Genomic DNA, 24527 nt, shown 5'->3' with positions numbered 1-24527 from the left:
AATGGGTGACGCGGCGGTTACAGGATCATGTCGAGCGTCGGATGAAGCCGCCGCCCAGCACGCGACTGCCTGTCGCGGCGTCGTACACCACGCAGGCTTGTCCCGGCGACACGCCGACTTCCGGCTCGAAGAAGCGCACGATGGCGCCCTCCTCCGTCAGCTCGATCACGGCAGGCCGCAAGGACTGGCTGGAACGCACGCGGACCTGCACGGGCTGCGGACCGTCGATGGGCCCGGCGAGCCAGTTCACGTCGTACAGGACGATCTCGTCACGACCGAGTGCAGAGCGCGGCCCGACGACGACGCGCCGGGTCGCGGGCTCGAGGCGCACCACATACAGAGGATCGTTGTCGGTGCCGTCGCGTCCGCCCAGCGCCAGGCCGCGGCGCTGGCCGACCGTGTAGCGCACGATGCCCTCGTGGCGGCCGACGATGTTGCCTGCCATGTCGACGATATCGCCGGGCTCGACGGCCTCCGGCCGCAGCTTCTGGACGACCGACGCATAGTTGCCCTGGGGCACGAAGCAGATGTCCTGGCTGTCGGGCTTGTCGGCGACCACGAGGTCGAAGCGCCCGGCCAACGCGCGCGTCTCGCTCTTCGGCAGATCCCCCAGCGGGAAGCGCAGGAAATCGAGCTGGTCGCGCGTCGTGCCGAACAGGAAATAGCTCTGGTCGCGCGCCGGATCGGCGCCGCGATGAAGCTCCGGGCCCCCCTCGCCCATCACGCGGCGGACATAGTGGCCGGTCGCCAGCGCCTCGGCGCCGAGCTCGCGCGCGGTCCGCAGCAGGTCTCGGAACTTCACGGTCCGATTGCAGGCGATGCACGGGACCGGTGTCTCGCCGCGCGCATAGGCATCGGCGAAGGACTCCATCACCTCGGTGCGGAAGCGACTCTCATAGTCGAGCACGTAGTGCGGGATCGACAGCCGCTCCGCGACCTGGCGCGCGTCCTGGATGTCCTGGCCGGCACAGCAGGCACCCGTCTTTCCCACCGCGACGCCGTGATCGTAGAGCTGGAGCGTGACGCCCACGACGTCGTAGCCCTGCTCCTTCAGGAGCGCCGCCGTCACCGACGAATCGACACCGCCCGACATGGCGACCACCACGCGGGTATCCGCGGGCGCCTTGTCGATTCCGAGGGAATTGAGGGTAGAATGGCGGGTCATGGCGGGGCCTATATAAGTCCTGCTCCCTGCCCCCGCCAGCCGGGGCTAGTCGCGGCGGTAGCCGCTGTCGCGGACGACCTTGGCGACGCCGTTGCGGTCGTAGACGATGGCGACCCGGTCACCCATCTGAATATCGCCGTCGTCGCGCTGGGCAACCGTCACCCGCTGGCCATCGTCGCGCTGGACCGTCACCTCGATGCCGCGCCGAGGTGCGTTCTGGTCGACCGCCGTCCCGGCAATGCCGCCCGCTACGGCGCCCAGAAGGCCGCCGACCACGGCGCCGCCCGCCGAATTGGTGATGGCACCGCCGGCCACGGCTCCACCCACGGCGCCAAGGCCGCCGCCGATCAGCGTGCCGTCGCTCACGCCGGAACTCCGGCCTCCGCGAACCTGCACTTCGCGAATCGAGACCACCCGTCCGTGCTCGCCGCGGTAACTCGCGCCCTGCGAGGAGGTGTTGACCACGCCGGGCTGAACCGCCCCGCTGCTGCCGTTACAGGCGCTCAGCCCCATTGCGAGGACCGCTGGAACGAGGAAGCCGACCCGCCATTTGCCGAACATTTGAAGGAACACCTTTCGTACTCTCGATCAAAACGAACGTGAGGAATTCAATCCAGGCTGCGCGACGTATCGCGTACGACGTGAGCGACGCCGCGATCATCCTGCACGATCTGTACGCGGTCACCGAGCTGGATGTCCCCGTCGTCGCGCTGCGCAACGGTAACGCTCTGCCCGTCGTCGCGCTGGACGGTGACCTCGATGCCACGACCGCCGCTGCGCTGTCCGTCGGCGATGGTGCCGGCGATTGCACCGCCGACCGTGCCGAGCAGAAGGCCGACCAGGCCGCCGCCCACCGTCTGGCTGGTGATGGCGCCGATCGTTGCACCCACGCCGCCGCCGATGATACCGCCCATGACGGCACCGTTGCCGCCGCCATAACCGCCACCGCCGCCCGCGAGGCCAACGTCGCGAATGGACACGACACGTCCGGGCCCGCCGACCGGCGCGCTGTAGGCGACCTGCGTCGGCGCCGCCGGCGAAGGCGGCGGGGCGCTCGCCTGACCGCCATAGGCCGGCGCCGTCGAACTCACGATGCCGGGCTGAACGGCGTTGGACGCACAAGCGCCCAGTCCCGCTGCCAGCACCAGCGGCAGCAGCAGAGGACGCACTCTCGTCGCGATCATGGGGACCCCTCCCGGATCACCGTGTGTCGCCCATATTTCCGGCCAAATTACGGCGTGCGGCAAGCGCCGATCTAGTCGCGTTCGTCGATCCAGGCGGCCTGGATGGCTTCGAGGATCTTCTCGTTGGAGCGCGCCGCATCGTCCTCGAAACCCGGCAGCTCCATCACCCAGCGATGCAGGTCGGTGAACCGCAGATTGACGTTGTCGACATCGGGATGGCGTTCCTCGAGCTCGATCGCGATGTCCTGCACGTCGGTCCAGCGCAGCTTCCGGGCCATCCGCCCCTCCTACTTGTCGACCATCATGTTGCGCGTCGCCGCCGGCAGCTTGACGACCAGGCCGTCGAGCGCCTCGGTCATGCGGATCTGGCAGCCCAGGCGGGAGGTATGTGTGAGACCGAACGCAAGGTCGAGCATGTCTTCCTCGTCGTCGCTGGCCGGCGCCAGCTTCTCGAACCACACGCCCTCGACCACCACATGACAGGTCGAACAGGCGAGCGAGCCCTCGCAGGCGCCTTCGATGTCGACATGGTTGCGGTGTGCGATCTCGAGCACGGAGAGGCCCAGTGGCGCATCGACTTCCTTGCGCGTCCCGTCCCGCAGGATAAACGTCATCTTCGGCATGTCCCGATCTCGCTCCGCTTAGTCGCCGACCCGGCTTTCGAGGTCGCCCATCGACATGCCCGACAGCGCCTCGCGGATGCCGCGGTCCATCCGCCGCTCCGCGAAGGGCTTGGACAGCGTCTCGAGCGCCTCGGCTGCCGCATTGATCTCGTCCCGGCTCTCGCCTTCCATCGCCGTTTCCAGCCGCATCCGCGCCGCGTCGATTGCCGCGCGCTCCTCTGCCGACAGCAATCCGCCATCCTTCTTGAGGGCAGCGTCCAATGCCAGCAAACCGCGTCGCGCCTCCACCCTCGCCTCGGTCAGCAGGCGCAGGTTCATATCGGCCTCGGCGTTGTCCATGCTGTCGTAGAGCATGTCGGCCATGTCCTCGTGGCTGAGGCCGTAGGACGGCTTCACCTCGACCCGCTGCGCCACGCCGGTCGTCCGCTCCTCGGCCGAGACCGTGAGCAGCCCGTCGGCATCGACCGCGAAGCTCACGCGGATGCGCGCCGCACCGGCCGTCATCGGCGGAATGCCGGTGAGTTCGAACCGCGCCAGGCTGCGGCAGTCCGCGACCATCTCGCGTTCGCCCTGGACGACATGAATGGCCATGGCGCTCTGGCCGTCCTCGTAGGTCGTGAAATCCTGCGCGAGCTGCGCCGGGATCGGGGTGTTGCGCGGCACGATCTTCTCGACGATGCCGCCCATCGTCTCGAGGCCGAGCGACAGCGGCGTGACGTCGAGCAGCAGCGTATCGCCGCCACCCGTCAAGGCTTCGGCCTGCAGCGCCGCGCCCAGAGCCACGACCTCGTCGGGATCGATGTCCGTCAGCGGCGGCTTGCCGATCATCCCGGCGACCTTGGCACGCACCAGCGGCACGCGCGTCGAGCCGCCGACCAGAACCACGCCCTCGATCTCGGTTGCGACCATGCCGGCATCGGCCAGCACATTCCGGGCGATTTCCAGGGTGCGCGCGACGGGCGTCGCCACCATCGCATCGAACTCAGCGCGGGTAAGCGCATGGAACGACGGTGTGCCGGCAATCTCGAGCCGGCCCGAGGTCTGGTGGCGATCGGACAGCTGCTCCTTCATGTGTCGCGCCAGCGCCAGCGCCGACTTGACGGCCGTCTCGTCGACCTCGTCCGCGAGACCGTCATGCTTGCGCTCCGCCAGAAGGCGTTCGGCGATCGCGCGGTCGAAATCGTCACCGCCCAGCGCCGTGTCGCCGCCGGTCGCGAGCACCTGGAACACGCCCTTCTCCAGCCGCAGCAGCGAGAAGTCGAAAGTACCACCGCCCAGATCGTAGACGGCGTAGAGCCCTTCGGAGCCTTTATCCAACCCATACGCAAGAGCGGCGGCCGTCGGCTCGTTGACCAGCCGCAACACTTCGAGGCCGGCGACGCGGGCGGCGTCCCGGGTCGCGGTGCGGGCGGCATCGTCGAAATAGGCAGGCACGGTAATGACGGCGCGCTCGACCCGCTTTTCGAGGGCCGCCTCCGCGCGGGTCCGCAGCGCCTTCAGGATCTCGGCGGAAATCTCCACCGGCGAACGCGCTTTGCCGCCGATGCGAAGCTTGACCATGTCGATCTCGCCGGTGCCCGGCTCGACCTCGTAGGGCAGTACGCCGGCCACAGCATGGAGATCGCCGGCCCCACGGCCCATCAGGCGCTTGATCGAGGCCACGACGTTGCGCGGCTCGCTGGCCGTGAAGGCGCGCGCCTCGTCTCCCACCAGCACACCGCCCGCGTCGGGATAGGCCACCACCGACGGTACGAGCGCCCGGCCCGTCTCGTCGTGGAGCGCCGCCGGCTTGCCGTCACGTGCGATGGCCACCACCGAATTGGTCGTGCCGAGATCGATGCCGACCGCCAGCGAGCCTTCGCCGGCATGCGGCAACGGCGTTTCGCCAGGCTCGTGGATCTCCAGCAAGGTCATGCGTTCGACCGATCAAGATTCATGCGTCGTGCCCGCGCCTCCTCGGCGAACTTGTCGAGGTAGCGCAGGCGAAGGAGCGCCTTTCTGAGGGCGACCCTGTCGTTTGCCAAGAACAAACTGCCCAGCCCCGCGAGGGCCTTCTGAACGTCCTGGCGGGCTTCGGCGGCCAATTGGTCGACCGCTCCCGGCGTGTCAGCCTCATGCAGCGCCTCACGCGCTTCCATGGCTTCCATCAGCAGGTCCGGATCGTCGATCGTCCTGCCGTCGCCCGGCATGTCGACCTCCGCAAGCTCAGCCATGTAGAAGGCACGGCTCAGCGGGTCCTTCAGTGTGCGATAGGCTTCGTTCAGCGAGGCGGCCTCAGCCGAAGCGCGCGCCCGCTCATCGGGCGGCCTTGAGACGAAACGGTCGGGATGCCACTGCCGCTGGAGCGTGAAATAGGCCCGGTCCAACGCCGCGGCGTCCAGGTCGAGCGCCGCCGGCAATCCCAGCCGCGCGAAATGATCCATGACCCCGGCTTCAGACGTGAAAGGATTCGCCGCAGCCGCAGCGGCCCTTCTCGTTCGGATTCCGGAAGACGAAGCCCGATTTGAGCTTCTCCTCCTCGTAATCCATCTCCGTGCCGATCAGAAAGAGCGACGCCTTCGGATCGACCAGCAGCTTGACGTCGTGGGCCTCGATGACCTCGTCCATCGGCTCCTGCTTGTCGGCGAACTCCAGCGTATAGCTGAGGCCCGAACAGCCTTTGGTACGAACGCCGATGCGGATGCCGGCCGTTGGCTTGCCCCGTCCCTCGATCATCGCCTTTATGCGTTCGCCCGCGAGCGGCGTCACCGTCATCAGCTGCGGGCGGGGACGGCGTACCCGCGGCGCGGCAGGCGCCGCCGGCTTGGTGGTTTCGCTGGTCGTGGTCATACGCTGGGCTCCGATTTGAGCTACTCGGCCTTCTTGGTCGCCTTCGCGCGATAGTCGGCGATCGCCGCCTTGATCGCGTCTTCGGCGAGGACCGAGCAGTGGATCTTCACCGGCGGCAACGCCAGGTGGCGCGCGATGTCGGTGTTCTTGATGGTCTCGGCTTCGTCGATCGTCTTGCCCTTGACCCACTCGGTGACGAGCGAGCTCGAGGCGATGGCCGAGCCGCAACCGAAGGTCTTGAACTTGGCGTCCTCGATCAGCCCGTCGGGACCGACCTTGATCTGCAGCTTCATCACGTCGCCGCAGGCCGGCGCGCCGACAAGACCGGTGCCGACATCCTCGGCCGCCTTGTCGAACGAGCCGATGTTGCGCGGGTTCTCGTAGTGATCGATCAGCTTTTCGCTGTAAGCCATGACTGTCTCCTCATTTGTCGAGCGGCGCCCGATAGGTCAGTGGGCAGCCCACTCGATGGACTTGATGTCGATGCCTTCCTGGGCCATCTCCCAGAGCGGGCTCATCTCGCGCAGCTTGTTGACATGGCGCACCAGCTCGTCGACCGCGGTGTCGACCTCGTGCTCGGTCGTGAAGCGGCCGAGGCCGATGCGCAGCGACGTGTGGGCCATCTCCTCCTCCACGCCGAGGGCGCGGAGCACGTAGCTGGGCTCCAGCGAGGCCGAGGTGCAGGCCGAACCGGACGAAACCGCCAGGTTCTTGATGCCCATCATCAGCGATTCACCTTCGACATACGCGAAGCTGATGTTGAGGTTGCCCGGAATGCGCTGTTCGAGATCGCCATTGACGACGATGTCGGTGAGCTTGGCGCGCAGCCCGTTCAGCATGCGCTCCTGCAGCTTCTTGAGCCGCTTCGCCTCGGCCTCCATCTCCTTCATGCAGATCTCGGCCGCCTCGCCCAGACCGACGCACAGCGGCGTCGGCAGGGTCCCGGACCGGAAGCCACGCTCCTGCCCGCCGCCGACGATCATCGGCACGAGGCGCACGCGCGGCTTGCGGCGGACGTAGAGCGCGCCGATGCCTTTCGGGCCATAGATCTTGTGGCCCGAGATGCTCATCAGATCGATGTTGAGCGCCTCGACGTCGAGCGAGATCTTGCCCGCGGCCTGGGCCGCATCGGTGTGGAAGAACACCTTCTTCTCGCGGCAGATCTTGCCGATCTCAGCCAGCGGCTGAATGACACCGATCTCGTTGTTCACAGCCATGACCGAGACGAGCACCGTCTTGTCGGTGATCGCCGCGCGCAGCACGTCGAGATCGAGCAGCCCATCCTGGCGGACCGGCAGATAGGTGACCTCGAAGCCCTGCTGCTCGAGATGGCGGCAGGTGTCGAGCACGCACTTGTGCTCGGTCACCGTCGTGATGATGTGGTTCTTCCGGTCCTTGTAGAACTCGGCCACGCCGCGGATGGCGAGGTTGTTCGACTCGGTGGCGCCGGAGGTGAAGATGACTTCCTTCTCGTCGGCGCCGATCAGCTTCGCGACCTGGGCGCGCGCCTTCTCGGTCCCCTCCTCGGCCTCCCAGCCGTAGGCATGGCTGCGCGAACCCGAATTGCCGAACTTGTGGGTAAAGTAAGGCATCATCGCCTCGAGTACCCGCGGATCCATCGGCGTGGTCGCCTGATAGTCGAGGTAAATCGGCTGATCGTTGCGCCGGATTTGGGTAATGGCTGTCATGCTAACCCCTTCAAACTCCTACGCTGCCCTTGCCTGAGGATCGGCCCGGGAAATATCCGAGTGCTTCACTCGGAGATATAAGTCCTTCCACGCCGCGATCAAGCATTCGATGTCGGCGGCTTTGGTATTCCAACCCAAGCTCACGCGGATCGCGCAGGCCGCTTCCGTGGCCGGCACCCCCATCGCCTCCAGCACAGACGATGGCTTAACCCTCCCCGAGGAACAGGCCGCCCCGGCGCTGATGCAGACATCGGCAAGATCGAGCGCTAGGACCTGCGTCTCGGCAGGGACGCCGGGCATGGAAATGCAGCTCGTGTTGGAGAGCCGCGGCGCACCGGCGCCGAAAACGGCGACGGCCGGGGCAATCTGGACAAGAGAAAATTCCAGCCCGTCGCGCAACCCCGCGAGGTCCGGTGTCGACGACGCCAGTACGGCAGCGGCTCCGAAGCCGGCTATCCCCGCCACGTTCTCGGTTCCGGCGCGGCGATTGGATTCCTGGCCTCCCCCGCGAAGAGCGGACGACAGCGGCGCAGACTTGCGCACCATGAGAGCTCCCACACCCGTCGGCCCGCCGATCTTGTGGGCCGAAAGGCTGAGGTAGTCGACGCCAAGATCGCGCAAACCGACGGGTACCTTGCCTGCGCCCTGAACGGCATCGCAATGAACAAGGGCGCCAGCGCTCTGCGCGAGGCGCACCACTTCGCGGATCGGCTGCAGCACACCCGTCTCGTTGTTGGCCAGCATCACCGACACGAGGGCCGGTTCGGCCGACGCCGCGAGCGCGCGCTCCAAGGCCGCCAGGTCGAGAACACCATCGCCGTCGACGGGAAGGACTTCGGCGTGCGGCACCGCACGACGCACGCTGTCATGCTCGACGGCCGACACCAGAACGCGCCGGCGCCCAGCCCCCGACAGGGCGAGATTGTTGGCCTCAGTACCGCCCGAGGTGAAGACAACCTCGGAAGACGCGGCTCCGCACAGCGAAGCCACCTCCCGCCGAGCCTTGTCGACCGTCGCCCGCGCCCGTCGCCCCGAGGCGTGGACCGACGAGGGATTGCCGCCCATCCGCAACGCTTCCGCCATGGCGTCGAAAGCCGCCGGCCTCAAGGGGCTGGTGGCATTGTGGTCCAGGTAAGCGATGGGGCGCATGAGATCGACGCGAGCGACGGACCGGCCTAGCTGGCCGCTGCCATCGTCTCGGAGGTTGCGACCGGCGGCGCCTCGATCAAGCGCGACGCCAGCTTGCGCTCCAGCACGTCGAGCAGGGTCACCGAACTCAGGAACAGATGGATTTGATTGCCGAGCTCCTCCCACAGATCGTGGGTCAGGCACTTGCTGCGGTCGGCGCGGCAGCCGGTGGCGCCCATCTCGGTGCAGCGCGTGGCGCTGATCGGCTCGTCGACCGCCAGGATGATCTCCGACACCCGCGTCTCCGACGAGCCCCGGGCCAGACGGTAACCGCCACCGGGGCCCCGCACACTCTTCACCAGACCGGCGCGCCGCAAGCGGGCGAAAAGCTGCTCGAGATAGGACAGAGAGATTTCCTGCCGGGTCGCGATATCGGACAGGGAAACCGGCTTCACCTGAGCGTGGCGCGCGAGATCGACCATCGCCATAACAGCGTAACGTCCCTTGGTGCTGAGCTTCACAGCATCCTCCTCACGGCCCGAATCGGCCGTCCTTCGCCATGGAAACGCCTAAAGTTCTTGAAAACCAAAGCGTTACTAAGATATGCCAGCGCCCCAGACTGGGGCTCTGGGCAAAACCAACTGCGTAGCTCGGATTTAGTTAATCCCAGTAGGTTGGTCAAGTATCAAGAATCCCCCCGAATCCGCCGCCGAATCGGTTACGACCGGAGGGTCGAATAAGGTGAAGAACCGGAGTTTCGATGCCTGACGTGATGTTTACCGGCCCCGAGGGTCGTCTCGAAGGTCGCTATCACCAGAGCAAGGAAGAACGCGCGCCCATCGCGCTGATCCTGCATCCGCACCCGCAATATGGCGGGACGATGAATCACAAGGTGGTCTTTTCGCTCTTCCACGTGTTCGTGAATCGCGGCTTCTCGGTGCTGCGCTTCAACACGCGCGGCGTCGGCCGCAGCCAGGGCCGCTTCGACAACGGCATGGGCGAACTTTCCGACGCAGCAGCGGCACTCGACTGGCTGCAGGGCATGAATCCCAACGCCAAGTCGTGCTGGATCGCCGGCTATTCGTTCGGCGCCTGGATCGGCATGCAGTTGCTGATGCGCCGTCCCGAGATCGATTGTTTCATCTCGGTCGCGCCGCCGGCCAACTCCTACGACTTCGCCTTCCTCGCCCCCTGCCCCTCATCCGGCCTCATCGTCGGCGCGGAAAAGGACGAAGTCGTGCCTCAGGCCGACATCCAGAAGCTGGTGGCGCGCCTGTCGCTTCAGAAGGGTATCACCGTCGAGTCGCGGACCATCAAGGGCGCCAACCACTTCTTCCACGACGCGCTCGACCGGCTCGCCGTCGAAGTCGACAAGTACGTCGCCCAGAGCCTGCTCAACCCGCCGGGCCGGGCCACCAGCAACAAAGAGCCCTGACTCCCTCTTTCCGAACTAAGGTTCGTTGAGGCGCCCGCCCGTCATCGGACGGGGGGCACCGGTGGTGCCCGGAAAAGTCAGCGGCAGGCCGCGCAGGGATCGCACCGCGAGGAAGGCGAAGGCCTGCGCTTCCAGCGCATCGCCGTCCCAGCCCAGGTCCGCCGCCGTCAGCACTTTGGCCGCCGTCTCTTCGGCAATGGCCCGAAGCAGCGTCGGATTGTGGGCACCGCCGCCACAGATCACCCAGTGCGACACGGGCGCCGGAAAATGCCGTGCGGCAGATGCGATGGCGCGGGCCGTGCCCCAGGTCAACGTGGCGGCGCCGTCGGCAACGCTGAGGCCATCGGCCCAGGCATCGTTGAAGTCGCCGCGATCAAGCGACTTGGGTGGCACCTTCGCGAAGAAGCGGTGCTCCGCGAAGCGCTCCAGCCGGCCGCGATCGACCTTGCCCGCCGCCGCCAGCGCCCCCTCCTTGTCGTAGCGCTGACCGGCGCGACGCGCGCACCAGTCGTCGATCGGCCCGTTGCCCGGCCCGGTATCGAAGGCGAGCAGCGACCCGTCGGGACCGATCCAGGTCACGTTGCCGACGCCGCCGACGTTCACTACCGCGAGCGGCCGCGGCAGGTCCGCCGCCAAGGCGGCATGATAGACGGGGACCAGCGGCGCGCCCTGCCCGCCCGCCGCCACGTCGGCGGTCCGCAGATCGTTCACGACGCGCACGCCCAACTCCCGCGCAAGCGCCGCACCGTCGCCGATCTGCCAGGTGAAGCGATGTTCGGGTCGGTGGGTGATGGTCTGGCCGTGGAATCCCACGAGGTCGAGGGTCGACAGGTCCACCCCCTGCTCGCTCGACCAGCGGCGCACCGCCGCCACGTGTGCGGCGGTCACGGCCTCCTCGGCGGCGCGCGTCGCGTCCGACGGCTGCTCGGCGCCGAAGGCCGCACGGACGGTGCGACGCACCTCGTCGGCGTAGGGGACGGTCAGGCTGGGGCCGAAGGCCGCGATCCGCTCGCCGTCTGTTTCGATGAGCGCCACGTCGACGCCGTCGAGCGAGGTGCCGCTCATCAGGCCGAGCGCCCGCAGGGGAGATGATGGCATGGCGGGAATGTGTTACACCCGCCGCCCTTCAGGAACAAACGGCCGGACGGCGAGATGGCGGACTTCAAGTCGGACTTCATGCGCATCGTGCACGAGCGCGGCATGGTGCATCAGTGCAGCGATACCGCACGTCTGGACGAACTCCTGTCGAGTGGCGTCCGCACCGCTTACATCGGCTTCGACTGCACCGCCGATTCGCTGCATGTCGGCCATCTGCTGCAGGTCATGCTCCTGCGCTGGTGGCAGAAGTGCGGCCACAAGCCGATCGCGCTGATGGGCGGCGGCACGACCAAGGTAGGCGATCCGTCCGGTCGTGACGAGACGCGCCAGCTTCTCACCACCGCCCAGATCGACGCCAATATGGCGAGCATCAAGAGAAGCTTCGCGAACTACCTCAGCTTCGGCGAGGGCGCGACCGACGCCGTCATGGCCAACAATGCCGACTGGCTCGACGGCCTGCTCTACATTCCGCTGCTGCGCGACGTCGGCCGGCACTTCTCGGTCAACCGCATGCTCACGATGGATTCGGTGAAGCTGCGGCTCGAACGCGACCAGCCACTGTCGTTCCTGGAATTCAACTACATGATCCTGCAGTCCTACGATTTCGTGGAGCTGAACAAGCGCCACGACTGCATCGTCCAGATGGGCGGCTCGGATCAGTGGGGCAACATCGTCATGGGCGCCGACCTCGGCCGGCGCATGCAGGGCGCCGAACTCTTCGCCCTCACCTCGCCCCTGCTGGCGACGGCGTCGGGCGCCAAGATGGGCAAGACCGCGGCGGGCGCCGTATGGCTCAATCCCGAACGGCTCTCGCCGTACGATTTCTGGCAGTATTGGCGCAACACCGAGGATGCCGATGTCGGCCGCTTCCTGAAGCTGTTCACCGACCTGCCGCTGTCGGAGGTGGCGCGCCTCGAAGCGCTGCAGGGCCAGGAGATCAACGAGGCCAAGAAGATCCTGGCGACCGAAGTCACCACGCTCGCGCACGGGAAGCAGGCCGCCGAGACCGCCGCCGAAACGGCGCGCCGTACCTTCGAGGAAGGCACCAAGGCCGACACGCTGCCAACCGTCGAGCTGCCGCTCGCCAGGCTGAAAGCCGGCATCGCGGCGTTCGAACTCATGCATGAGGCCGGGCTCGCCGAGAGCAGGAACGAGGCCCGCAAACTCATCAAGGGCGGCGGCGGCCGGCTGAACGACAAGCCGATCGCCAACGACGCGGTGACGGTGACCGAAGCCGATCTCGGCTCCGACGGTACGCTGAAGCTGTCGGCCGGCCGCAAGCGCCACGTGCTGGTCCGCGCCGTCTAGCCTCGGTCAGGGCGCGCGCTGCCCGTCCGATGATCCGCCGGGCTGGGATCCGCCGGGCTGGGTCGGCGTCCCGCCGGCATTGGCGGGCGCGCTGAACAGATCGCGCAGCGCACCGGGCGCCATCGCCGACATCATGTTCACATCCGTCTTGAGGTCGTCAAACGGACCGTGGAGCTGGTAGGACACGGCGAACATGCCGCCGTCCTTGCCGCCGGTCAGCAGCGGTCCGAGAAGCGGAACGTTCGACAGGATATTGTTCAGCGCGAAGGCCGGCACGACGATGCCGTTCAGCCGCGCCGTATCATTGCCGAGGTCGATGACGCCCTGGGTGGTCACCCCGATCGACTGACCGCTGGTGCGCCCGTTGCGGACCTGTATCCGGTCGCCGCTCTTCGTCAGGTTGGCGCTCAGGCTATCGAACTGCTGCAACGCATTGCCGGCGCTGTTCAGACCGTCGATCGCGGAGTTCAGCGTACCGATGTCGCGACGGGCCGTGACGCGCTGGAGCCGGAAGGGTCCCATCTTCAGCGTGCCCTCGAGTGGCGGGTCGGCCCAGGTATCGTTGAACTTCCCGTCGATGTGCAGGTACCCGTTGACCAGCCCGTCGATCCAGCCCGCTTCCGTCAGCAGCTGGCCGAAGTCGGCCACGTAAAAGAACAGCGTGCGGCCCTGCCCGGAGGGCGTCACCCGGAAGGTCGACCCCTTGCCGCCACCCATCGTGAGATCCGCGGAGGCGACCCGGTCCCCCCTCATCTCGAGGCGGCCGTTGAGGTATCCGAGGGATCCCCGTTTCACGATCACGTTCTGCAGCTGGATCGTGGCCCTCGTGCTCTGCCTCGAAGTCGAGGCCGCACCCTTCGGCTCATCCGCCGGGACCTCGTTCCTCGCGCGCAGCATGTCGCGAACGCGCTGCAGTTCGAGCGACTGCCCCTTCACCGCGATGTCGACACCGTCCGGACTGCGCCGCCAGTCGACAGCCACGTCGGTCTGGTCGAGCCTGACCTGCGGCACGCTGATCTGCTGCACGCTGCCATCGGTGCCGAAGCGCACCTGACCCTTGGTCTGCAGGCCGCCGCCCCGGGCATCGAAGTCGGTCGTCGTGACCTTGCCGCCCGGGGCGAGCTTCAAGGTCATGGTGGCGAGAGCGTCCGTGCCGGCCTCCTTGCTCCAGGCCAGCGGCGCCACCGACAGCTTGGCAGCCTTCATGTCGAAGCGGCCGCCGACCTCGCCCGTCCCGTTCGTCGCGACCTGATAGTGCAGGGTGGTGCCGACGGGGCCGACGACATAGGGTTCGACCGAAGGGAAGCCGGCCTTTTCGACGAGGCCCGCGGGCACTGTGCCCTTGACGTCGTAACGCCTGCGGAACGGAGCCTTGGCCGCAAACATCTCGCGCCAGGTGACGTCGACGGTGCTGCCATCGAGCTTGCCTTGTCCGACCACGCTCAGCTCGGAATTGCCGTACTTCACCCGCGCCGTAGCGTCCGTGAGATCGACGTTGCCCAGCACGTTCTTCAGCGAGAAGGACGTGAGCTGGGCGTCGGCTCCGACGTCGATCTCGGCGACCGTCAGGGCATCGATCAGCGGGAAGCTCAGCGACACGTCAACCGCCACCTGACCACCCAGCCGGCGGTGGTCGTAGAGCGTCTCCTTGGGCAGGCCGAGCTGTGGTCGCGCCAGGAAACGCATGACGTCCTGTGCAGACCCGGCAATGGGCAGCCGGATCTCCGCCATCTGGCCCGCTTGCTTGTCGAGCCCGGTCAGGTCGATCGTTCCGTCGGCCACCTTCAGGTTGACCGCGCCACCACGGGCAATGTCGAAGTGCAGGCTGCCACCCTCGTAGCGGGCCTTGCCGGACACGTCCTGCATCTCGGGCATATGCGGCATGTAGCGTACGGTCAGGCCGCCATAGTCGAGGAAGGCCACCATGCCGTCCACCTTGATGTCGGCGATGTGGTCGACCGGCGCGGTCGCGGTGAACTCGGCGGCGACGTCGACGGTCCCGGCCGTGACGTTGGCGATCGCCCACTTTCGGCCGCCCTCGGCGAACTCGAGCGGCCAATAGTCGCCGAGCTTGTCGACCGGGATCCGCCTGATCTCGGCGCGGCCGGCGAAGTGGCGTGTGTCCGCGATGCGATGACCGGCGCCGGTGACGACGACCCGCGCCGCCCCGAAATCGAAGTCGACGTGATCGATCCTGGAGGTGTGCGCGACATTGTCGATGCTGAAGCGCGCATCCATCGTGCGCACCGGATGCGCCACCGGCAGGATGCCCGGCAGGGTCACGGTGCCATTGGCGCCGTTGATGTCGACCGCGACGGATTTGACCTCGCCGTTGCCCGTGCCCTCGATCTGGAGCCGCCCCGCCAGCGCCAGGTCGACGCCGCGCAGGATGCCGAGATCCGAGGAAAGATCGGCGAAGATCCAGGGCTTGAAGCCGGAAACCTTGGCCTCGAGGGAAACGCGGCTGCGGTCGCGCGTATAAACGCCCGACAGGGAGAGGTCGACCGGGTCGCCGTGGCCGGCAAACCGGGCGTTGGCGGTGATGAAGACGCCCGCGGCGTCGCGCCGGAGTTCGGCCGCCGCGTCCGGCGCATTCCAGCTGAGGCCGGTCTTCAGATCCCGGACCGTGACGTTGGCGTGTTCGATCACCACCGAGTCGAGCTGCCCGATCAGGGAGTCGTAATTGGGCTCCGCCAGCAGCTGGTCGACCAGAATCGAAATCGCCTCGCCCTGCGCACCGCCCTCGGGCGAGGTGAATATGCGCTGGAAGGCCCCGCCCTCGCGGGCGACATCGGCCTCGATGACCGGCCGGATGATGGAGATCGAGGTCGGCAGGAGCATGCCCTGGACGACCGATCGCGGTTCGAACGTCAGGGCCGCCTCAGGCGCGGTGGCGATGACCTGGTTCTGCCCGTTCGTGAAACGCAGACCGGTGAAGGCCAGCCGGATCGGCCGGCTTATCCCGCTCCATTCGAAATATATCCGGTCGAAGTCCGGATGGATGTCGTTTCCTGGCGCGTCGATCAACCGGGCGATGCGCGGCTTCATGAAGTCGAGGTCGACGGGACCCGCCATCAGCCGCAGCGCCGCGACGACGACCAGCGCGGTCGCGGCGAGCACCAGACCAACCGCAACACGCAGAACTACCCGGCAGGTCCGCTTGACCAAACTCGACTCTTCCGTTTCTTGACGATGGCGACACGCTTGGGCAAGCGTATCGCTGCACATGAGAATTTACCCGTCGACCGATTGAATGTCTTGGCTTTCCACTGCCCGCCTTCCACGTCCGCACGATCCGGAGCGGCTCGCCGTGGCCTGGACTCGCTGGGAGGAGCGCGCCGCACGGCCTGACGATCCCGCGGCCGTCGCGCTGCTCGATGCTTTGTTCGGCAACAGTCCCTACCTGACGGAGACGGCGCTACAGAGCCCGGATTTTATGACCGATCTATGGCGTCGTGGACCGGACGCCACCACCGCGGACCTGATGGCCGAGCTCGCCGTGGCGCGAAGCGACTCCGGCACGGGCGCGACACCGGCGGAGATCTCCTCCCGGCTTCGCCGCCTGAAGCGCCGCGTGGCGCTCGCCGTCGCCGTCGCCGACATCGCCGGCGCCTGGCCGCTCGACCGCATCACCGGCCAGCTCAGCGACTTCGCCTCGGGCTGCCTCCGCGCCCTCACCGATTCGATCCTGCTCCAGCTCGAACGCGACGGGCAACTCACGCTCGGCGGAAAGCCCGACGCGGCGGCCTTCACGGTTCTGGGCATGGGCAAGCTGGGCGCCGGCGAACTCAACTACTCCAGCGACATCGACCTGATCCTCTTCTACGACCGCGATGCGCCGGCGCTGGCCGGAAACGAGCAGTTGTCGCGCCACTTCGTGCGGGCGGCCCGGCTGCTGGTCCAGCTCATGTCGGAGACGTCGGCCGAAGGTTACATCTTCCGCACCGACCTGCGACTCCGTCCGGACCCGGGCTCGACACCGCTCGCCATGTCGGTGCAGGCGGCCGAGCTCTACTACGAGAGCGTCGGCCAGAACTGGGAGCGCGCCGCCATGATCAAGGCGCATCCCGTGGCCGGCAACGAAGCCGTGGGCGCGGCCTTCCTGGCCGACATGACGCCCTACATCTGGCGCAAGCATCTCGACTTCGCGGCGATCCACGACATCCATTCGATCAAGCGCCAGATCGACGCCCATCGCGGCGGCGGCACGGTCAAGGTCCTGGGCCACAATGTGAAGCTCGGCCGCGGCGGCATCCGCGAGATCGAGTTCTTCGCCCAGACCCAGCAGCTGATCTTCGGCGGTCGTAACCCCACCCTCAGGCTGCGCGCCACCTGCCCCACCCTTCGGGCGCTCGCTGCTGCCGGCCACATCACCGACCGGGCGGCCGACGAGCTGATCGAGGCCTATGGTTTCCTGCGCCGGGTCGAGCACCGCCTTCAGATGATCGACGACCGGCAGACCCATTCGATCCCGGCCGGCGAGGCAGGTGTCGCGGCCGTCGCGACCTTTCTCGGATACGACACGTCGCAGGCCTTCCAGGCCGCCCTGCTCGAGACGTTGCGCCTCGTCGAGGGCCACTACGCCAAGCTCTTCGAGGAGGCGCCCAGCCTCGCCGGCCCGGGCGGCAATCTGGTTTTCACGGGAACCGACGACGATCCGGGCACGCTCGAGACCCTGACGTCGCTGGGTTTCCGCGATGCCTCGGCCGCCGCGGGCATCGTGCGTCGCTGGCATCACGGCCGCTACCGGTCGACGGCGACGGCCCGCGCCCGCGAACTGCTCACCGAATTAATGCCTGGCCTGCTGAAGGAACTGGGCGGGACGGCGGCGCCCGACCAGGCGCTGCTGAACTTCGACCTGTTCCTGAGCAACCTGCCGGCAGGGGTGCAGCTCTTCTCGCTGTTCAAGGCCAATCCCGCCCTGCTCGAATTGCTGGCGACGATCATGGGCAGCGCGCCGGGCCTCGCCGCCCACCTCGCGCGCCGCGCCCTGCTGCTGGATTCGGTGCTCTCACCCGATTTCTACGGCCCGCTGCCGCCCGCGTCGGAGATGACCGCCGACCTCGCCGCGACGCTCGCGCGGGTCGATCACGAACAGGACATTCTCGACCTGGCGCGCCGCTGGGCCAACGACCGCCGCTTTCAGGTCGGCGTCCAGCAGCTGAAGCGCATCGTCACGCCGGCCGAGGCGGGCCACGCCTACTCCGACATCGCCGCCGCCACGATCTCCGCCCTCTGCGACCGCGTGGAGAAGCGCTTCGCGGAAACCCATGGCGGCTTCCAGGGTCAGCGGCTGGCGGTGCTGGGACTGGGCAAGCTCGGCAGTCGCGAAATGTCGGCGACGTCCGATCTCGACCTGATCTTCGTCTACGACATACCGAGCGGCATGGAGGCGTCCGACGGGCCGAGGCCGCTGTCACCCATCCAGTACTACACGCGGCTCAGCCAGAAGATGGTGACGGCGCTGACCGCCCACACCAACGAGGGCGCGCTCTACGAGGTCGACATGCGCCTGCGGCCGTCGGGCCGCTCCGGACCGCTCGCCAACTCGCTGGAAGGCTTCGAGAACTATCACGCACAGTCGTCGTGGACATGGGAACACATGGCGCTGACGCGCATGCGTGTCATCCATGGACCCGAGACCCTGGTCGAGCGCCTGACCGACATCGTGAAGCGCACGCTGTGCCGCTCGCGCGATCCCGAGACGCTGGTCCGCGACGTCGCCGACATGCGCGACCGCATCGCCCAGCATGCGCCGGCCAAGAGCCTGTGGGACTTCAAGCATCTGCCCGGCGGCCTCTTCGACATCGACTTCGTGGCGCAGTACCTGGCGCTCCGACATGCCTGCGAACACCCCGAAATCCTCGATCCGCATCCCGCCGAGATGCTGCGACGCATGACGACGTCGGGGCTCATCGAGGCGGCGGACGCCGACCGGCTGCGCGCCACGCGGACTCTGCTGTCGGATGTCCAGAGCCTGCTCCGCCTCACGCTCAACGGCGACGAGGCGGCGTTCGACGAGAGCAAAGCGCCAGAAGGCCAGCAGCGCCTGATCGCCGCCACCGAGGGCGCGACGGATCTGGCCGCCCTGCGGACGCGTATCCAAACCGAATCGAAGATCGTCCGTGCTATATACGAGCGGATCGTGGAGACGCCGGCCCTGGCTTCCGGCTGGCAACCGAGGAGCAGGAAATGAGCGTCGTCGAAGGCAAGAAGGCCCCGGATTTCACCGCTGCGACCGATGGCGGCGGCACGCTCAAACTGTCGGACCTGCGCGGCAAGCCCGTGGTGCTCTATTTCTACCCGAAGGACGACACGCCCGGCTGCACGACCGAGGCCTGCGGCTTCCGCGACGGCGCGGCGGCCTTCAAGAAGCTGAAGGCCCAGGTGGTCGGCGTCTCGAAGGATAGCGTCGCCCGCCACGACAAGTTCAAGGCGAAGTATGAGCTCAACTTCCCGCTCGTGTCGGACGAAGACGGCAAGGTCTGCGAGAAGTACGAGACCTGGATCGAGAAGAGCCTCTACGGCCGCAAGTACATGGGCATCGACCGCGCCACCTTCCTGATCGATAGTGAAGGCATGGTCCGCAGGATCTGGCGCAAGGTCAAGGTCGCCGGCCACGTCGACGAGGTCCAGGAAGCGCTCAAGGCGCTTTAGCCAGTCCCTTCAGCGCACGGATAGTCTCGCGCAGGCCGAGATGCAGGACCTTGTCGCGGCGGATCACGATCGCGAGCTTGCGGTAGAGGCGCGGTGAGAGGGGCCGAACGACGAGGTTCGCACGGTCCGACGCCTCGCGGACGGCGACCGCCGGCAGGATGGCGCACCCCAGGCCCGCTTCCACCAGCCGCTTGATCGCCTCGACGCTGCCCAGCGCCATCTTCGGCTTGAGTTCGACGCCGCCCTGGAAGAACCACTGATCGGCCACCAGGCGCGTATGGCCGCCCGGCTCGAACATGATGACCGGCAGGCGCGCCATGACCGCGGGCGTGATCCGGCGTGGCAGTTCGACGCCATCACGCGCCGTCACCGCCACGAACTCGTCGTCGAGCACGGGCGTCACGTCTAGTCCGCGCCCGCTCGCCGGCAGGGTCACCAGGCCGATGTCGAGTGCATTGTCCTGAACGCTCTTCACGATCTCGGGCGTGTTGCCCGTCGCGATGGTGATCTCCAGCTCGGGCAGGCGGCGGCGCAAGGCCCGCAGCAGCGGCGGCAGGCGGAAGATGGCCGCCGTCGCGCCAGTACCGAGCCGCACCCGCCCGACCTCGCCGCTTCCGAACCGTGCCAGCGCTTCGAGCAGCGACGCCACGGCGCCGTCGATCCGGGCCGCATGGTCCAGGAGCTCGTTGCCGGCCGCCGTTGGCATGGCGCGGCGCCCGATCCGTTCTAGCAGCCGCACGCCCAGCCGCCTCTCCAGCTGCCCGATCTGCTGGCTGATCGCGGGCTGCGTCAGGTTGAGATGGGACGCCGCCGCAGAAAAGGACCCCAGTCGCACGACTTCGGTGAAGGCATGGACGTGATCGAGATTGAGGCCGCGCATCTCAAATTCCTGCTTATGCTTTTCATAAGGAAACAAGATTTTCCTTATGCACTCGTCGCCCGCAGATTGCACCCGTGTCGCATCGCAGCGGGTTGGGAGAGGTCCTCATGGAGATCGGTCGCTATATCGGCGGGTCCCCCTGGTCGCGCATCCGCCAGCGCGAGGCGCTGCGCAACCTGGACGACCGGCTGCTGTCGGACATCGGCCTGTCGCGCGAGCAGGTTCTATCGGAAGGAACGATGATGAGGACGGCGGTCGAAGTTCGGGACGCGCGCGAGGGCGACATGCGCTTCGTGCAGGAGATCTACGCCCACCATGTGCGACACGGGCTGGCGAGCTTCGAGGAAGAAGCGCCCACCGTCGCCGAGATGATCGGCCGCCGCGAAAGTGTGCTGAAGCTCGGCCTGCCCTATCTCGTGGCCGAGTTGGACGGCCGCATCGTGGGTTACAGCTATGCCTCGCTCTACCGCCCGCGGCCGGCCTACCGCCACACGATCGAGGATTCGGTCTATGTCCGAGACGGGTTCGCGGGCAACGGCGTCGGCCGCGAGCTGCTGCGCGATCTCATCAAGCGCTGCGAGAGCGGGCCATGGCGGCAGATGCTGGCCGTCATCGGCGACAGCGCCAATGCCGGCTCGATCGGCCTGCACGGCAGCCAGGGCTTTCGCCAGATCGGCAGGCTCGACGCCGTCGGCTTCAAGTTCGGCCGCTGGGTTGATTCGATCCTGATGCAGCGGCCCCTGGGCAGGGGCTCGCTGTCCCTGCCCTGATGCCCGCCCGCCTTACTTCTTCGCCGGCGACCAGCCGTAGATCTTCTGCAGGGAACCGCCCATCAGCGTCGCGCGGTCGCTGTCGGACAGCCGGTCGGTGACGCGGAAGGCATCGACACCCTCCTTGTAGGTGAGCAGCGCCACGGCGCGGGTCCAGTCGGTGCCCCACATGCAGCGATCGAGGGTGAAGGCATCGAAGATGCGGCCCAACGGGTCCCACATGTCCTTGTAGGGGAACTTCTCGTGGCTGAGCGTGCAGGCGCCGGTGATCTTCACGACGACGTTCTTGTGCTCCGCCAGGGCCAGCAGTTGCGGCAGCTCGTGCCAGGGCTCCTTCGGTGCGGGCGGCGCCATCGGCTGTTCCAGGCCGAGATGGTCGATCACCAGGGTGGTGTTGGGATTGCGCCTGGCGAGCTCGGCGACCTGCGGGAGGCGACCGCGCGCCATCAGGTTGACCGGCAGATCATGTTTGGCCGCGGCGGCGAGAACGCGGTTGATGCCGGGATCAGCCGCATCAGTCGAGATTTCCGGCGTGAACATGATGCGGATGGCGACCGTGCCGTCCATCGCCGCCCAGTCGGCGATCGTGCCCTCGACCTCGGGATCGTTGGCATTGACGGGCTTGATGACACCGAACCGGCCGGGATGCGCCTTCTGGACGCCGACCGCATAGCTCTCATCCCAGCGGTACATCGTATAGACCGAGACCAGCAGCGCGCCGTCGACGCCGACGGAATCCATCGCCTTGATCATGTCCTCGGCGGTGACCTCGGGCGGGCCTGCAAGCACTGCCGTCCACGGGCGGCCCGGGTGATTGCGCTCGTAGCAGTGAACCTGGGCGTCGATCGTCGGCATGCGTTTCTCCCGTGGTGAGTTGGCGGACGGTAGCGTCACTCGTGCATTTGTCATGGGAATTCTGGGTCGCCACCCACCATGCGGTACAAGTTCCACATGGCGGAGAGCGCTGGGCTCCCGTACGAATCGGCGGCTCGCTCAACCCTCTTTCCCTCGGAGGACGTTGCAATGGCCATCAAAGGCAAGCAGTCGATCGGACAGATCGGCATCACCCTCATCGTCCACGATGTTGCGGCGGCGGCCGACTTCTATCGCGATGTTATCGGCGCCGAAGAAATTCGGCGCAGCTTCTCGCACAACCCTGGCGAACCACCGGGCCCGGAGCCCCTCGGCGCCGAACTGGTCCTTGCGGGTGCTCGCCTCTATGTGGCGAAGGAGAATCCGCGCTGGCGCGAAGCGCCTCGCCGCGATTGGCCGCGCTCGCCCCTCTCGGCCGGCGCCTCCTCGGGATTCCTGATCGTCTATGTCGACGACGTGGACGATGTGTTCGCCCGCGCCCAGGCCGCTGGCGCGACGTCTCTTGCCCGGGGACAGGGTCCCGAAGAAACCTACTGGGGCGACAAGGTCGTGCGCATCATCGATCCGTTCGGGCACGGCTGGGTCATCCAGAGCCGGCTCGAAGATGTTGCCGAGGCCGATCTGGCCGCTCGCTTCGAGGCCCAGCGCGACAGCATCCGCGACGGCCGCGCCGCGCAGCGGGCATGACCGTCGAAGCGGTTCGCGCCTTCCTGTCGGCCCACGCACCCGATCTCGAGGTCCTCGAACTCGACGCCAGCACGGCCACCGTCGAGATGGCCGCCCGGGGCCATGGCGTCGCGCCGGCGCAGATCGCCAAGACTCTGTCGCTGCGCATCAAGGATCGCGCCCTGCTGATCGTCACCTGCGGCGACGCGCGGCTGAACAATCGCAAGATCAAGGACGTGCTGGGTGGCAAGCCGCGCATGCTCGGCGCCGACGAAGTCGTGGCCCTGACCGGCCATCCGGTGGGTGGCGTGTGCCCCTTTGGGCTCGCGACGCCGCTCCCGGTCTATTGCGACGTCTCGCTGAAAGCCTTCGACGAAGTCGTACCTGCCGCCGGCTCGACCAACTCGGCCGTACGCATCGCACCGGAGCGTATGGCGGCCCTCGTCAAGGCCGAATGGATCGACGTCTGCGACCGGCCGGAGGCGGCATGAAGCTCTTCAGCACCATCGCGGTTCAGGGCGTCGTCGAGCCGCTGATCTCCGCCTTCGAGCAGGCGCACGGCTGCCGGCTCGACGTCACCTGGGCCACGGCGCCCCTGCTGCTGAAGCGGCTGCAGGCCGGCGAGACGGCCGACGCGCTGATCCTCAACCGCGCGGTCACCGACACGCTGCTCGCCGCGGGCGGGATCGTCGCCGGGTCGGATGTCGTGATTGCCAGCTCGGCCACGGCGATTGCCGTCAAGGCGGGCACGACGAAGCCCGACATTTCCACGCCCGAGGCGCTGGAGCGGACGCTGCTGGAGGCCCGGTCGATCTCCTATACCGATCCCGCGGCTGGCGGCGCGAGCGGCATCTACTTCGCGAGGCTGCTGGAGCGGATGGGCATCGCCCAGGAGATCAACGCCAAGACGAAGTTCCCACCGCCCTCGGGTTACTCGGCCATGTTCCTGGCCAGCGGCGAAGCAGACCTCGCGGTCCAGCAGGTGCCGGAACTGCTGCATGTTCCTGGCATCGAGATCGTCGGGCCCCTCCCCGGCGACCTCCACATGGTCACGGTATTCGTGGCCGGCGTCCCGACCGACAGCGCCCAGCCCGCTTTGGCGCGCGCGCTGATCGAAAGCCTGCGCACGCCCGAAGCGAAGGCCCTCTTCCGTGCAAAAGGCCTCGAGGCGAGCTGAGCCCTCTCAGGCCTTTGCGATCTTCTGCTCTTCCAGCCGGTCGGTGGCCGGCGGCGGCGTGCGCGACAGATCGGCAATTTCGGCGTGCAGCTCCGGCGTCATGTCGACGTTCACCGACGCAAGCGAGTCCTTGAGCTGGTCGAGATTACGCGCGCCGATGATGGGCGCGGTGATGGCGGGATGCGCCCCCACCCAGGCAATGGCGGCGCTGACCGGATGAAGGCCCTTCTGCTGGCAGAGCGCCACGTACTTCTCCGCCGTCTCGAACGCCCATTCCTCGCCGTAGCGCGCCTCGTACATCTTGTTGGTCTTGAGCCGACCGGACGCCTGGCCGAAATACTTGCCCGACAGGAGACCGGCAGCGGCCGGACTGTAGGGAATGACGCCGATGCCGTTGGCCGCCGCCATCGGCAACAGCTCGACCTCGGCCTGGCGCTTCACCAGGTTGTACATCGGCTGGATGACCTGCAGGCGCGCCCAGTTGTTGCGCTCCTGGATGTCGACGGCACGCTGGGTCTGCCAGGCCGACCAGTTACTGACCGCAGGATAGATCACCTTGCCCGAGCGCACGAGATCCTCGAGGCCCCGCATCATCTCGTCGATCGGCGTCACCGGGTCGAAGCGATGGAGGAACAGCACGTCGATCCGGTCGGTCTGCAGACGGCGCAGGCTCGCTTCGACCGCCTGCACGACATGACGCCGGTTAGCGCCGCCCGCGTTCACGTCGGGGCCGGTCTTGTTGAAGCACTTGGTGGTGATCACCAGGTCGTTGCGATGATCCTTCGCCAACCGGCCCAAGATCTCCTCGGACTTGCCCTTGTTGTACTCGTTGGCCGTGTCGAAGAAGTTGATGCCGGCGTCGCGCACCGCCTTGTACATCGACGCGGACGTGGCCTCGTCGGCGTCGCCGCCGAAGGACATGGTGCCGAAGCAGAGTTGCGAGACGTGGATGCCGGTGCGGCCAAGGAGCTTGGTTTTCATGCCCGCCTTCTAGCATGCGGCGACACGGTTCTGCAGCCGCCATGGAAAACCATCCCGCTTGCCCT

25 protein-coding genes are annotated in these 24527 nt (G+C 67.2%); 8 read left to right on the top strand and 17 right to left on the bottom strand.

Annotated elements, in window-relative coordinates:
* Nucleotides 1-25 precede the first annotated feature (25 nt).
* The 12 genes from mnmA to ACT6UX_RS08140 form a co-directional block, all read right to left on the bottom strand.
* Nucleotides 26-1165: a tRNA 2-thiouridine(34) synthase MnmA gene (gene mnmA, locus ACT6UX_RS08195; protein ID WP_444774652.1), complete on the bottom strand. Its 1140-nt coding sequence runs from the start codon at nt 1163-1165 to the stop codon at nt 26-28.
* Between the two features lie 45 nt (nt 1166-1210).
* Nucleotides 1211-1726 carry a hypothetical protein gene (locus ACT6UX_RS08190; RefSeq protein ID WP_444774651.1) on the bottom strand — a complete coding sequence of 172 codons (516 nt, stop codon included), beginning with the start codon at nt 1724-1726 and terminating at the stop codon, nt 1211-1213.
* A gap of 47 nt (nt 1727-1773) precedes the next feature.
* Nucleotides 1774-2349 (bottom strand): hypothetical protein, encoded by a 576-nt coding sequence (locus tag ACT6UX_RS08185; RefSeq protein WP_444774650.1) that lies wholly within the window; start codon nt 2347-2349, stop codon nt 1774-1776.
* 71 nt (nt 2350-2420) lie between these two features.
* A complete protein-coding gene (gene iscX, locus ACT6UX_RS08180; protein WP_444774649.1) occupies nt 2421-2627 on the bottom strand; it encodes a Fe-S cluster assembly protein IscX in 207 nt (68 codons plus the stop codon).
* 9 nt (nt 2628-2636) lie between these two features.
* The gene (locus ACT6UX_RS08175) at nt 2637-2972 is read right to left on the bottom strand and encodes a ferredoxin family 2Fe-2S iron-sulfur cluster binding protein (RefSeq protein ID WP_298304819.1); all 336 of its coding nucleotides are present in this window, start codon (nt 2970-2972) and stop codon (nt 2637-2639) included.
* A gap of 18 nt (nt 2973-2990) precedes the next feature.
* Entirely contained in the window at nt 2991-4886 is a 1896-nt protein-coding gene (gene hscA, locus ACT6UX_RS08170; RefSeq protein ID WP_444774648.1) for a Fe-S protein assembly chaperone HscA, read from the bottom strand.
* Nucleotides 4883-5395, bottom strand: a complete 513-nt coding sequence (gene hscB, locus ACT6UX_RS08165; protein WP_444774647.1) for a Fe-S protein assembly co-chaperone HscB — start codon at nt 5393-5395, stop codon at nt 4883-4885. Before hscB ends, hscA begins: the two co-directional genes overlap by 4 nt.
* 10 nt (nt 5396-5405) lie before the next feature.
* Nucleotides 5406-5801 (bottom strand): HesB/IscA family protein, encoded by a 396-nt coding sequence (locus tag ACT6UX_RS08160; RefSeq protein WP_444774646.1) that lies wholly within the window; start codon nt 5799-5801, stop codon nt 5406-5408.
* A 20-nt stretch (nt 5802-5821) separates the two neighbouring features.
* Nucleotides 5822-6214: a Fe-S cluster assembly scaffold IscU gene (gene iscU, locus ACT6UX_RS08155; protein WP_444774645.1), complete on the bottom strand. Its 393-nt coding sequence runs from the start codon at nt 6212-6214 to the stop codon at nt 5822-5824.
* Between the two features lie 36 nt (nt 6215-6250).
* Nucleotides 6251-7489, bottom strand: a complete 1239-nt coding sequence (locus ACT6UX_RS08150) for an IscS subfamily cysteine desulfurase (protein ID WP_444774644.1) — start codon at nt 7487-7489, stop codon at nt 6251-6253.
* Between the two features lie 18 nt (nt 7490-7507).
* Nucleotides 7508-8638: a cysteine desulfurase family protein gene (locus ACT6UX_RS08145; protein ID WP_444774643.1), complete on the bottom strand. Its 1131-nt coding sequence runs from the start codon at nt 8636-8638 to the stop codon at nt 7508-7510.
* A gap of 26 nt (nt 8639-8664) precedes the next feature.
* On the bottom strand, nt 8665-9138 hold the full coding sequence (locus ACT6UX_RS08140) for an Rrf2 family transcriptional regulator (protein WP_444774642.1): 474 nt from the start codon (nt 9136-9138) through the stop codon (nt 8665-8667).
* 239 nt (nt 9139-9377) lie between these two features.
* Here ACT6UX_RS08140 and ACT6UX_RS08135 point away from each other — a divergent pair, with 239 nt between their 5' ends.
* Nucleotides 9378-10052 carry an alpha/beta hydrolase gene (locus tag ACT6UX_RS08135; RefSeq protein ID WP_298304799.1) on the top strand — a complete coding sequence of 225 codons (675 nt, stop codon included), beginning with the start codon at nt 9378-9380 and terminating at the stop codon, nt 10050-10052.
* Between the two features lie 15 nt (nt 10053-10067).
* On the opposite strand, the gene ACT6UX_RS08130 is transcribed toward ACT6UX_RS08135, so the two are convergent.
* Nucleotides 10068-11150 (bottom strand): anhydro-N-acetylmuramic acid kinase, encoded by a 1083-nt coding sequence (locus ACT6UX_RS08130; protein WP_444774641.1) that lies wholly within the window; start codon nt 11148-11150, stop codon nt 10068-10070.
* A gap of 54 nt (nt 11151-11204) precedes the next feature.
* Here ACT6UX_RS08130 and tyrS point away from each other — a divergent pair, with 54 nt between their 5' ends.
* Nucleotides 11205-12458, top strand: a complete 1254-nt coding sequence (gene tyrS / locus ACT6UX_RS08125; RefSeq protein WP_444774640.1) for a tyrosine--tRNA ligase — start codon at nt 11205-11207, stop codon at nt 12456-12458.
* Between the two features lie 6 nt (nt 12459-12464).
* On the opposite strand, the gene ACT6UX_RS08120 is transcribed toward tyrS, so the two are convergent.
* Nucleotides 12465-15578, bottom strand: a complete 3114-nt coding sequence (locus ACT6UX_RS08120) for a YhdP family protein (protein ID WP_444774639.1) — start codon at nt 15576-15578, stop codon at nt 12465-12467.
* Nucleotides 15579-15768: 190 nt separating this feature from the next.
* Here ACT6UX_RS08120 and ACT6UX_RS08115 point away from each other — a divergent pair, with 190 nt between their 5' ends.
* Both ACT6UX_RS08115 and bcp read left to right on the top strand, forming a co-directional pair.
* Nucleotides 15769-18654, top strand: a complete 2886-nt coding sequence (locus ACT6UX_RS08115; protein ID WP_444774638.1) for a bifunctional [glutamine synthetase] adenylyltransferase/[glutamine synthetase]-adenylyl-L-tyrosine phosphorylase — start codon at nt 15769-15771, stop codon at nt 18652-18654.
* Entirely contained in the window at nt 18651-19115 is a 465-nt protein-coding gene (gene bcp / locus ACT6UX_RS08110) for a thioredoxin-dependent thiol peroxidase (protein ID WP_444774637.1), read from the top strand. Before ACT6UX_RS08115 ends, bcp begins: the two co-directional genes overlap by 4 nt.
* Here the strand turns inward: bcp and ACT6UX_RS08105 are convergent.
* On the bottom strand, nt 19102-19995 hold the full coding sequence (locus ACT6UX_RS08105; protein WP_444774636.1) for a LysR family transcriptional regulator: 894 nt from the start codon (nt 19993-19995) through the stop codon (nt 19102-19104). The genes bcp and ACT6UX_RS08105 overlap by 14 nt on opposite strands.
* Nucleotides 19996-20102: 107 nt before the next feature.
* Between ACT6UX_RS08105 and ACT6UX_RS08100 the strand changes: the two genes are divergently transcribed.
* The gene (locus tag ACT6UX_RS08100) at nt 20103-20765 is read left to right on the top strand and encodes a GNAT family N-acetyltransferase (RefSeq protein WP_444774635.1); all 663 of its coding nucleotides are present in this window, start codon (nt 20103-20105) and stop codon (nt 20763-20765) included.
* 12 nt (nt 20766-20777) lie between these two features.
* Here ACT6UX_RS08100 and ACT6UX_RS08095 read toward each other — a convergent pair whose 3' ends face one another.
* Complete coding sequence (locus tag ACT6UX_RS08095) at nt 20778-21620, bottom strand: amidohydrolase family protein (RefSeq protein ID WP_444774634.1); 843 nt, start codon at nt 21618-21620, stop codon at nt 20778-20780.
* A gap of 168 nt (nt 21621-21788) precedes the next feature.
* On the opposite strand from ACT6UX_RS08095, the gene ACT6UX_RS08090 reads away from it, so the two are divergent.
* The 3 genes from ACT6UX_RS08090 to ACT6UX_RS08080 are packed head-to-tail and all read left to right on the top strand — an operon-like array spanning nt 21789 to nt 23481.
* Nucleotides 21789-22325, top strand: coding sequence for a VOC family protein (locus ACT6UX_RS08090; protein ID WP_444774633.1), 537 nt, complete (start codon nt 21789-21791; stop codon nt 22323-22325).
* A complete protein-coding gene (locus ACT6UX_RS08085) occupies nt 22322-22795 on the top strand; it encodes a YbaK/EbsC family protein (RefSeq protein ID WP_444774632.1) in 474 nt (157 codons plus the stop codon). The genes ACT6UX_RS08090 and ACT6UX_RS08085 overlap by 4 nt, the downstream gene beginning before the upstream one ends.
* Nucleotides 22792-23481, top strand: coding sequence for a substrate-binding domain-containing protein (locus ACT6UX_RS08080; protein WP_444774631.1), 690 nt, complete (start codon nt 22792-22794; stop codon nt 23479-23481). Before ACT6UX_RS08085 ends, ACT6UX_RS08080 begins: the two co-directional genes overlap by 4 nt.
* A gap of 6 nt (nt 23482-23487) precedes the next feature.
* Here the strand turns inward: ACT6UX_RS08080 and ACT6UX_RS08075 are convergent, their stop codons facing one another.
* A complete protein-coding gene (locus tag ACT6UX_RS08075) occupies nt 23488-24462 on the bottom strand; it encodes an aldo/keto reductase (RefSeq protein ID WP_444774630.1) in 975 nt (324 codons plus the stop codon).
* Nucleotides 24463-24527: the final 65 nt, after the last annotated feature.

The organism is Reyranella sp., from assembly GCF_052439685.1.
Taxonomy (GTDB): Bacteria; Pseudomonadota; Alphaproteobacteria; order Reyranellales; family Reyranellaceae; genus Reyranella.
Note: the sequence above shows the minus strand (reverse complement) of the source record. Positions and strands in the feature narration are given on the sequence as shown.

Excerpts from the sequence above, each read along its gene's own strand:
- mnmA (WP_444774652.1), bottom strand. The coding sequence starts at position 1,165 with ATGACCCGCCATTCTACCCTCAATTCCCTCGGAATCGACAAGGCGCCC.
- ACT6UX_RS08190 (WP_444774651.1), bottom strand. The coding sequence starts at position 1,726 with ATGTTCGGCAAATGGCGGGTCGGCTTCCTCGTTCCAGCGGTCCTCGCA.
- ACT6UX_RS08185 (WP_444774650.1), bottom strand. The coding sequence starts at position 2,349 with ATGATCGCGACGAGAGTGCGTCCTCTGCTGCTGCCGCTGGTGCTGGCA.
- iscX (WP_444774649.1), bottom strand. The coding sequence starts at position 2,627 with ATGGCCCGGAAGCTGCGCTGGACCGACGTGCAGGACATCGCGATCGAG.
- ACT6UX_RS08175 (WP_298304819.1), bottom strand. The coding sequence starts at position 2,972 with ATGCCGAAGATGACGTTTATCCTGCGGGACGGGACGCGCAAGGAAGTC.
- hscA (WP_444774648.1), bottom strand. The coding sequence starts at position 4,886 with ATGACCTTGCTGGAGATCCACGAGCCTGGCGAAACGCCGTTGCCGCAT.
- hscB (WP_444774647.1), bottom strand. The coding sequence starts at position 5,395 with ATGGATCATTTCGCGCGGCTGGGATTGCCGGCGGCGCTCGACCTGGAC.
- ACT6UX_RS08160 (WP_444774646.1), bottom strand. The coding sequence starts at position 5,801 with ATGACCACGACCAGCGAAACCACCAAGCCGGCGGCGCCTGCCGCGCCG.
- iscU (WP_444774645.1), bottom strand. The coding sequence starts at position 6,214 with ATGGCTTACAGCGAAAAGCTGATCGATCACTACGAGAACCCGCGCAAC.
- ACT6UX_RS08150 (WP_444774644.1), bottom strand. The coding sequence starts at position 7,489 with ATGACAGCCATTACCCAAATCCGGCGCAACGATCAGCCGATTTACCTC.
- ACT6UX_RS08145 (WP_444774643.1), bottom strand. The coding sequence starts at position 8,638 with ATGCGCCCCATCGCTTACCTGGACCACAATGCCACCAGCCCCTTGAGG.
- ACT6UX_RS08135 (WP_298304799.1), top strand. The coding sequence starts at position 9,378 with ATGCCTGACGTGATGTTTACCGGCCCCGAGGGTCGTCTCGAAGGTCGC.
- ACT6UX_RS08130 (WP_444774641.1), bottom strand. The coding sequence starts at position 11,150 with ATGCCATCATCTCCCCTGCGGGCGCTCGGCCTGATGAGCGGCACCTCG.
- tyrS (WP_444774640.1), top strand. The coding sequence starts at position 11,205 with ATGGCGGACTTCAAGTCGGACTTCATGCGCATCGTGCACGAGCGCGGC.
- bcp (WP_444774637.1), top strand. The coding sequence starts at position 18,651 with ATGAGCGTCGTCGAAGGCAAGAAGGCCCCGGATTTCACCGCTGCGACC.
- ACT6UX_RS08105 (WP_444774636.1), bottom strand. The coding sequence starts at position 19,995 with ATGCGCGGCCTCAATCTCGATCACGTCCATGCCTTCACCGAAGTCGTG.
- ACT6UX_RS08100 (WP_444774635.1), top strand. The coding sequence starts at position 20,103 with ATGGAGATCGGTCGCTATATCGGCGGGTCCCCCTGGTCGCGCATCCGC.
- ACT6UX_RS08095 (WP_444774634.1), bottom strand. The coding sequence starts at position 21,620 with ATGCCGACGATCGACGCCCAGGTTCACTGCTACGAGCGCAATCACCCG.
- ACT6UX_RS08090 (WP_444774633.1), top strand. The coding sequence starts at position 21,789 with ATGGCCATCAAAGGCAAGCAGTCGATCGGACAGATCGGCATCACCCTC.
- ACT6UX_RS08085 (WP_444774632.1), top strand. The coding sequence starts at position 22,322 with ATGACCGTCGAAGCGGTTCGCGCCTTCCTGTCGGCCCACGCACCCGAT.
- ACT6UX_RS08080 (WP_444774631.1), top strand. The coding sequence starts at position 22,792 with ATGAAGCTCTTCAGCACCATCGCGGTTCAGGGCGTCGTCGAGCCGCTG.
- ACT6UX_RS08075 (WP_444774630.1), bottom strand. The coding sequence starts at position 24,462 with ATGAAAACCAAGCTCCTTGGCCGCACCGGCATCCACGTCTCGCAACTC.